The sequence below is a fragment of the Paraburkholderia sp. BCC1884 genome (genome assembly GCF_900996225.1).
Taxonomy (GTDB): Bacteria; Pseudomonadota; Gammaproteobacteria; order Burkholderiales; family Burkholderiaceae; genus Paraburkholderia.
Genome location: NZ_CAAJGL010000110.1, coordinates 1 through 551, shown reverse-complemented (window position 1 = coordinate 551; position 551 = coordinate 1). Strand labels below are relative to the sequence as shown.

Here is a 551-nt window from a genome sequence, read left to right as displayed (position 1 = left end):
CGGCTCGAGATCGTCTATGTGGACGTGGTCGGCAGCCAGTCGCATCGCATCGTCTGGCCGGTCCAGATCGGCTTCATGGACAACGCGCGCGTGCTGGCCGCCTGGTGCGAACTGCGCGAAGCCTTCCGCACCTTCCGCACCGACCGGATCCAGGCCGCCACCGAGCTCGACCGCTACCCGGCGCGGCGCGCCGCCCTGATGCGCGGGCTGCATGCGCAATTGGCGCTGTCCCTGCAGTCTCCTGACAAAAACTGACAGCGCGATCAGCGAAGCTGCGGGCTTTCCGATCACGCGCGCGCGGTCCTCCGCGCGGCCACCGTGCCATGTCCACCCAGGCTCCCGATTCCCCTGATTCCCTCGATTCCCCGGTCCTTCTCAAGGAGTCGATGGGCGAACGGCAATTCCGTTCGCTGCTCTCCACGCTGAAATTGATCGAACGCAGCTTCGATACGCGGCGCTTCCTGGCGGTCGCGCTCGATGGCCTCGACGAGCTGTCGCTGATGGCGCGCGGGCGTCGCGCCATCCTCGCGATCAAGGCCGGCGCGCAAGTG

General features: G+C 67.3%; 1 protein-coding gene and 1 pseudogene. Both read left to right on the top strand.

Annotated features, from left to right (window positions below; translation table 11 throughout):
- Positions 1-255 (top strand): helix-turn-helix transcriptional regulator (locus tag FQ705_RS25600; protein ID WP_144145814.1); only part of this gene is annotated, 255 nt, incomplete at its 5' end.
- A 68-nt stretch (positions 256-323) separates the two neighbouring features.
- Positions 324-551: pseudogene (locus FQ705_RS25595) on the top strand (hypothetical protein); the annotation flags it as partial.